Origin of the sequence: Bradyrhizobium sp. LTSP857, from assembly GCF_000938285.1 — a bacterium.
GTDB lineage: Bacteria > Pseudomonadota > Alphaproteobacteria > Rhizobiales > Xanthobacteraceae > Bradyrhizobium.
The window spans coordinates 1-5,079 of the sequence record NZ_JYMS01000036.1; the positions used below are offsets into that span (position 1 = coordinate 1).

The following is a 5,079-nucleotide window of genomic DNA, read 5'->3' on the forward strand; positions in this document are numbered from 1 at the left end:
TCATTTCATCCCCTGTTGTCCTCTGTTTTTTCATGCGGAGACGGACTCCTGGCGTTGTGCGGCCAATGCGCCGGCCGCACGCCGTAGGTTGTAGGCGCAGCAGGCCAGCACGATGTGCACCTGATTGCGCTCGAAGTTGAAGAAGCGCATCCGCCGGAGACCATAATGCTCCTTGAACACGGCGTACGGACGCTCGACGGCGGCGCGCACCTTGGCGATTAGTTTGTTGCGCAGCTTCTGCCGCGGCGGCAGTTCGGGATGATGCTTGTTGGGCCGATGCATCAGGCGGTCCTTGATGCCAGCTTCTTTAAGACGCGCGTGCCGGGCATGCGTGTAGTAGGCCTGATCGCCATAGACCGCGGCCTCATCGCCGCAGAACAGACGATCCGCTGGCTCGGTATCGGTGATTGAGGCGTCCGTCACATGGACGCGACGAATGAGGGTGTGACCTGCATCCACGCCCGTGTGGATTTTATAGCCGAACACGCTCTTTTTGCCTTTCCGGCCCCAGCGAGCATCGCGATCCGCAGATGGTTTGGGTGGCGTATCCTCGCCATCCTTGCGTGCCTTGCGGGGCGGAGTGGCTCGTGCCGCGATTAACGAGGCGTCGACCAGCGTTCCCTGCTTGAGGATCAGCTTCTTGGCCTCCAACTGCCGATTGATCTCAGTGAAGATCTTCTCGATCAGACCGTCCTTGGCGAGTTCCTGCCGAAACCGCCACAATGTCGTGTGATCCGGGGTCTGATCGTGCAGGCTCAGACCAACAAAGCGGCGGAACGACAACCGGTCTGCAATGGCCGCTTCCAGCGCGGGATCAGACAGATTGTGCCAGATCCCGGCGAGCAAGCAGCGAAGCAAGACTTCCGCCGGATAGCTGCTGTTGCCGGCACCATCGCCGCCCCGCTTGCCAAGCAGCGAGCGCAGCGGCGCCCAATCCACAACAGCCTCCACCTCATCCAGGATGCTGCTTCGCGGTGCCCGAACCAGGCCATCCGCCAAGCTCATCTGACCGACATTGCGCTCAACCATGGCTCCCCTCGCTAGAATCAGCCATGATTCAAAGAATCACGTGCAGCCGATTGTGCAAAGCCCCCGCAGGGGGAGAAGGGTGGGCAGCATGCGTGCGGCTAGTTCATCGCACCCTACAACACCACCCGCCGCCCCTCCTCCGCCGCCCAGTACCCCGCATAGTTCACCTTGATCGTCTCGTAGGCCAGCGCGAGATCCGATAGCGGCTGTCGTCCCGTGGCCACGCATTCCATGAAATCCTGGATCTCCTGGAGGTAGCCGCGGGTCCATTCCTCCTCGAGACAGACATATTGCCAGCCGGTTTTGCGATCGACCTTTTCGGTGATGTAGACGCTCGCGAGCTTCTCCTCAGAGGTCTGGTAGCTCATCAGATGCGTGTTCGGGGTGATGTTGGCGAACAACGAACCGCCTGAGGTGTAGGTCTCGATCAGATTGCGCACGCCGCCCATGATCATGTCGCCGGAGAATACGGTCGCCTTGGTGCCATCGGAGAACGTCGCGGTCAGCGTGCCCCAGTCCTCGACATCTACCGGATTGGCCTTGATGTAAGTGCGCTCCTCGGGCTTGAGGTTAGCCGTGACGTTGCCGACATCGCCCGTAACGCTGGCGACCTTGATGGTCTCGCCACGCGCGCGGGCCTCGACTTGCTTGAGATAGAGCACGGCGGACAGCGGATGGCAGCCCATCCGGATCAGCGAGCCGCCGCCTGTCATCGCCCATTGCGCCGCATGCGCGGCGTGCGAGCCGGAATGGCTCTCCTCGCCTTTCATGAACAGGATTTTGTCCTTCGTTGCTTTGATGATCTCCGCGGTCTTGGTGACCGCGGGCGCGTAGATCCAGTCTTCCGCATACATGAACAGCTTGCCAGTGCGCTCGATCGCGGCACGGGTCGCGCCCATCTCCTCCAGCACGCGCTCATACATCACCGCCTTCGGCACGTGCTTGCCGATCGGCTGCTGGTCGCCCTCCCGGCCGAAATAGCCGGCGAACGGCTTTTCACAGATGACATGCTTGCCGGCCTGCATGCTGGCTACGATCATTCCGGCATGAAGGTTGGGCGGCGTGCAGATGTCGATGACGCCGATATCAGCGTCCGCGTTCAGTTCGGAAAAACTGCGATAGACGCGCGGGATTTGATGGCGCTGGGCGAATTCCTCGACATGGTCGCCGCGCGCCGCCACCGCCGCGACCTCGACGTCCACGCCATAGACGCGCCGGAACGCATACATATGCAGCTCCGACACGAAGCCGCAGCCGACGAGCCCGACCCTGATCCTTGCCATAGCGCCCCTCACCCCTTGTTTGGGCGGCACTATAGCGCGCTTGCGGGCCTATTCCACCGACACGCGGACCACGCCCGCACTCATCATGCCGAGCGCGCGGGCGGCAGGCACGGAGAGATCGACGATGCGGCCGCGGATGAAGGGGCCGCGATCATTGACGCGGCATTGAATCGAGTGGCCACCATAGGACACCTTCAGCACGCTCCCAAACGGGCGCGTCCGATGGGCGCAGGTCAGCTCGCCGCCTTTCGCGGCTTTTCCGTATCCGTAATATGAAGCAAGCCCGCTCTCGGCATGCGCAATTGAAATGAGAGCGAGAGATGAGGTCGTCAAACAAAGCAATAAAATAGTCAACGCTCGCACGGCACCGCTCCCGGTTGGCCCTGCCCCGCGTTGCAAACGTCGCTTTGTTCCCTGAAGTTCCGGGAACTGCCGGGCGATGCCCGGCAGTGCCATCACACATTGTTACTGTTTGTGAAAGACGAGCGTGCGCACTTCGATGCTTTCGCGCGGCGCCGCATCGGCCGGCGTGGTCGGATCGATGAAGGCTGTGTGCGGCCCGAAACGCGTGCGGCCGTCGGTTGCAGAATCATAGCACTTGAGCAGCAGTGCTTCGTCCGCCGTCATCTCCGGGAAATAGAACCAGCGATGGTTCGGATTGTATTTCACCGAATAGGTCTCGCCACGACGGTTAGGATAGATCAGGTCGGAAGCGACGAGATCGTCGGGCGCGACCGTGGTGCCGTCGACCATCGCGAGTGGTGAATCGCGCAAGGGACCGCGGATCGGGCGCCAGAGATTGATCACCTGCACGCGGCCCTTCTGCAGCTCGTCGGCTTCATCAGGCACATGCTCTCGCACGCGGTTGGCGCCCGAGAGCGCGGTCTGGTCGACATGGACGCGCGTCGCGGGCTGGCGCGGACCGCCGTCGCGAATGTCGGCGGCGCCATCGACGCGCCTGCGCACGGTGTGGTCGAAGATGACGACGCGGTCCGCCTTCAGCGTCGCGCGAAGAAAGGCTTCGACGGCGGGATAGTAGACCGTCCTGATTTCCTCGTCGTTGTAGAAGTCCTTCACCCGGTTCGGATGGCGCACCAGCGCAAAGCCCTCGCGATCGAGCGAGATATTGTTCGCGATCAGCCGCGCGTCGAAGATCGGGACCTGATGCGGCTCCGGCAACGATGTGCTTTTCGGCTCGCCCGGCGGCGGGTCGAAGGCGTAGGTGCGCGGCTTGCCGGAAACCGGCGCGAGATAGTTGAGTTCAGCAGTGACGAAGGGAAGCGATTCGATTTTTGTTTCTTGCAGGCCCATGGCCGGTCTCCCGATGTGGTCGTCTGTCTGACTTTTGTCGGGATGGAGCGTGCTGCAAGGGTGGTGGTGCAAATAGCAATGGGGGTGTCGTTGGGAGCGACAAATGCAGAAAGAAACTGTCGAGGGCGGCTTTGCGCGCGTGGCTTCCCTTCTCCCCTTGTGGGAGAAGGTGGCGCGAAGCGCCGGATGAGGGGTCTCTATCCGCGAACTCAATCGTGAGAGGTGGACGCGGAGAGAGGCCCCTCACCCGTCTCGCCGCTATGCGGCGAGCCACCCTCTCCCGCAAGGAGGGCTTTGCACAGAGGGGCGAGCGGGCGCTTGAGGTGCGTCGCGGGCTTTTTTGATGTCAGCCCGCTACAGTGAGCGGCATTTTGCTCATTTCATCCCCTGTTGTCCTCTGTTTTTTCATGCGGAGACGGACTCCTGGCGTTGTGCGGCCAATGCGCCGGCCGCACGCCGTAGGTTGTAGGCGCAGCAGGCCAGCACGATGTGCACCTGATTGCGCTCGAAGTTGAAGAAGCGCATCCGCCGGAGACCATAATGCTCCTTGAACACGGCGTACGGACGCTCGACGGCGGCGCGCACCTTGGCGATTAGTTTGTTGCGCAGCTTCTGCCGCGGCGGCAGTTCGGGATGATGCTTGTTGGGCCGATGCATCAGGCGGTCCTTGATGCCAGCTTCTTTAAGACGCGCGTGCCGGGCATGCGTGTAGTAGGCCTGATCGCCATAGACCGCGGCCTCATCGCCGCAGAACAGACGATCCGCTGGCTCGGTATCGGTGATTGAGGCGTCCGTCACATGGACGCGACGAATGAGGGTGTGACCTGCATCCACGCCCGTGTGGATTTTATAGCCGAACACGCTCTTTTTGCCTTTCCGGCCCCAGCGAGCATCGCGATCCGCAGATGGTTTGGGTGGCGTATCCTCGCCATCCTTGCGTGCCTTGCGGGGCGGAGTGGCTCGTGCCGCGATTAACGAGGCGTCGACCAGCGTTCCCTGCTTGAGGATCAGCTTCTTGGCCTCCAACTGCCGATTGATCTCAGTGAAGATCTTCTCGATCAGACCGTCCTTGGCGAGTTCCTGCCGAAACCGCCACAATGTCGTGTGATCCGGGGTCTGATCGTGCAGGCTCAGACCAACAAAGCGGCGGAACGACAACCGGTCTGCAATGGCCGCTTCCAGCGCGGGATCAGACAGATTGTGCCAGATCCCGGCGAGCAAGCAGCGAAGCAAGACTTCCGCCGGATAGCTGCTGTTGCCGGCACCATCGCCGCCCCGCTTGCCAAGCAGCGAGCGCAGCGGCGCCCAATCCACAACAGCCTCCACCTCATCCAGGATGCTGCTTCGCGGTGCCCGAACCAGGCCATCCGCCAAGCTCATCTGACCGACATTGCGCTCAACCATGGCTCCCCTCGCTAGAATCAGCCATGATTCAAAGAATCACGTGCAGCCGATT

General features: G+C 61.8%; 5 protein-coding genes. All 5 read right to left on the bottom strand.

Annotated elements, in window-relative coordinates:
• Window positions 1–30 precede the first annotated feature (30 nt).
• Window positions 31–1,029, bottom strand: coding sequence for an IS5 family transposase (locus UP06_RS23465; RefSeq protein ID WP_044999899.1), 999 nt, complete (start codon window positions 1,027–1,029; stop codon window positions 31–33).
• A 113-nt stretch (window positions 1,030–1,142) separates the two neighbouring features.
• Window positions 1,143–2,312, bottom strand: a complete 1,170-nt coding sequence (locus UP06_RS23470; protein ID WP_045006040.1) for a Gfo/Idh/MocA family protein — start codon at window positions 2,310–2,312, stop codon at window positions 1,143–1,145.
• Between the two features lie 48 nt (window positions 2,313–2,360).
• On the bottom strand, window positions 2,361–2,675 hold the full coding sequence (locus tag UP06_RS23475) for a septal ring lytic transglycosylase RlpA family protein (RefSeq protein ID WP_045006041.1): 315 nt from the start codon (window positions 2,673–2,675) through the stop codon (window positions 2,361–2,363).
• A 102-nt stretch (window positions 2,676–2,777) separates the two neighbouring features.
• Entirely contained in the window at window positions 2,778–3,623 is an 846-nt protein-coding gene (locus UP06_RS23480; RefSeq protein ID WP_045006042.1) for a CmcJ/NvfI family oxidoreductase, read from the bottom strand.
• Window positions 3,624–4,028: 405 nt separating this feature from the next.
• Window positions 4,029–5,027 carry an IS5 family transposase gene (locus UP06_RS23485; RefSeq protein ID WP_044999899.1) on the bottom strand — a complete coding sequence of 333 codons (999 nt, stop codon included), beginning with the start codon at window positions 5,025–5,027 and terminating at the stop codon, window positions 4,029–4,031.
• Between the last annotated feature and the right edge of the window lie 52 nt (window positions 5,028–5,079).

Coding starts and splice junctions, on each gene's coding strand:
- UP06_RS23465 (WP_044999899.1), bottom strand. CDS start 1,029: ATGGTTGAGCGCAATGTCGGTCAGATGAGCTTGGCGGATGGCCTGGTT.
- UP06_RS23470 (WP_045006040.1), bottom strand. CDS start 2,312: ATGGCAAGGATCAGGGTCGGGCTCGTCGGCTGCGGCTTCGTGTCGGAG.
- UP06_RS23480 (WP_045006042.1), bottom strand. CDS start 3,623: ATGGGCCTGCAAGAAACAAAAATCGAATCGCTTCCCTTCGTCACTGCT.
- UP06_RS23485 (WP_044999899.1), bottom strand. CDS start 5,027: ATGGTTGAGCGCAATGTCGGTCAGATGAGCTTGGCGGATGGCCTGGTT.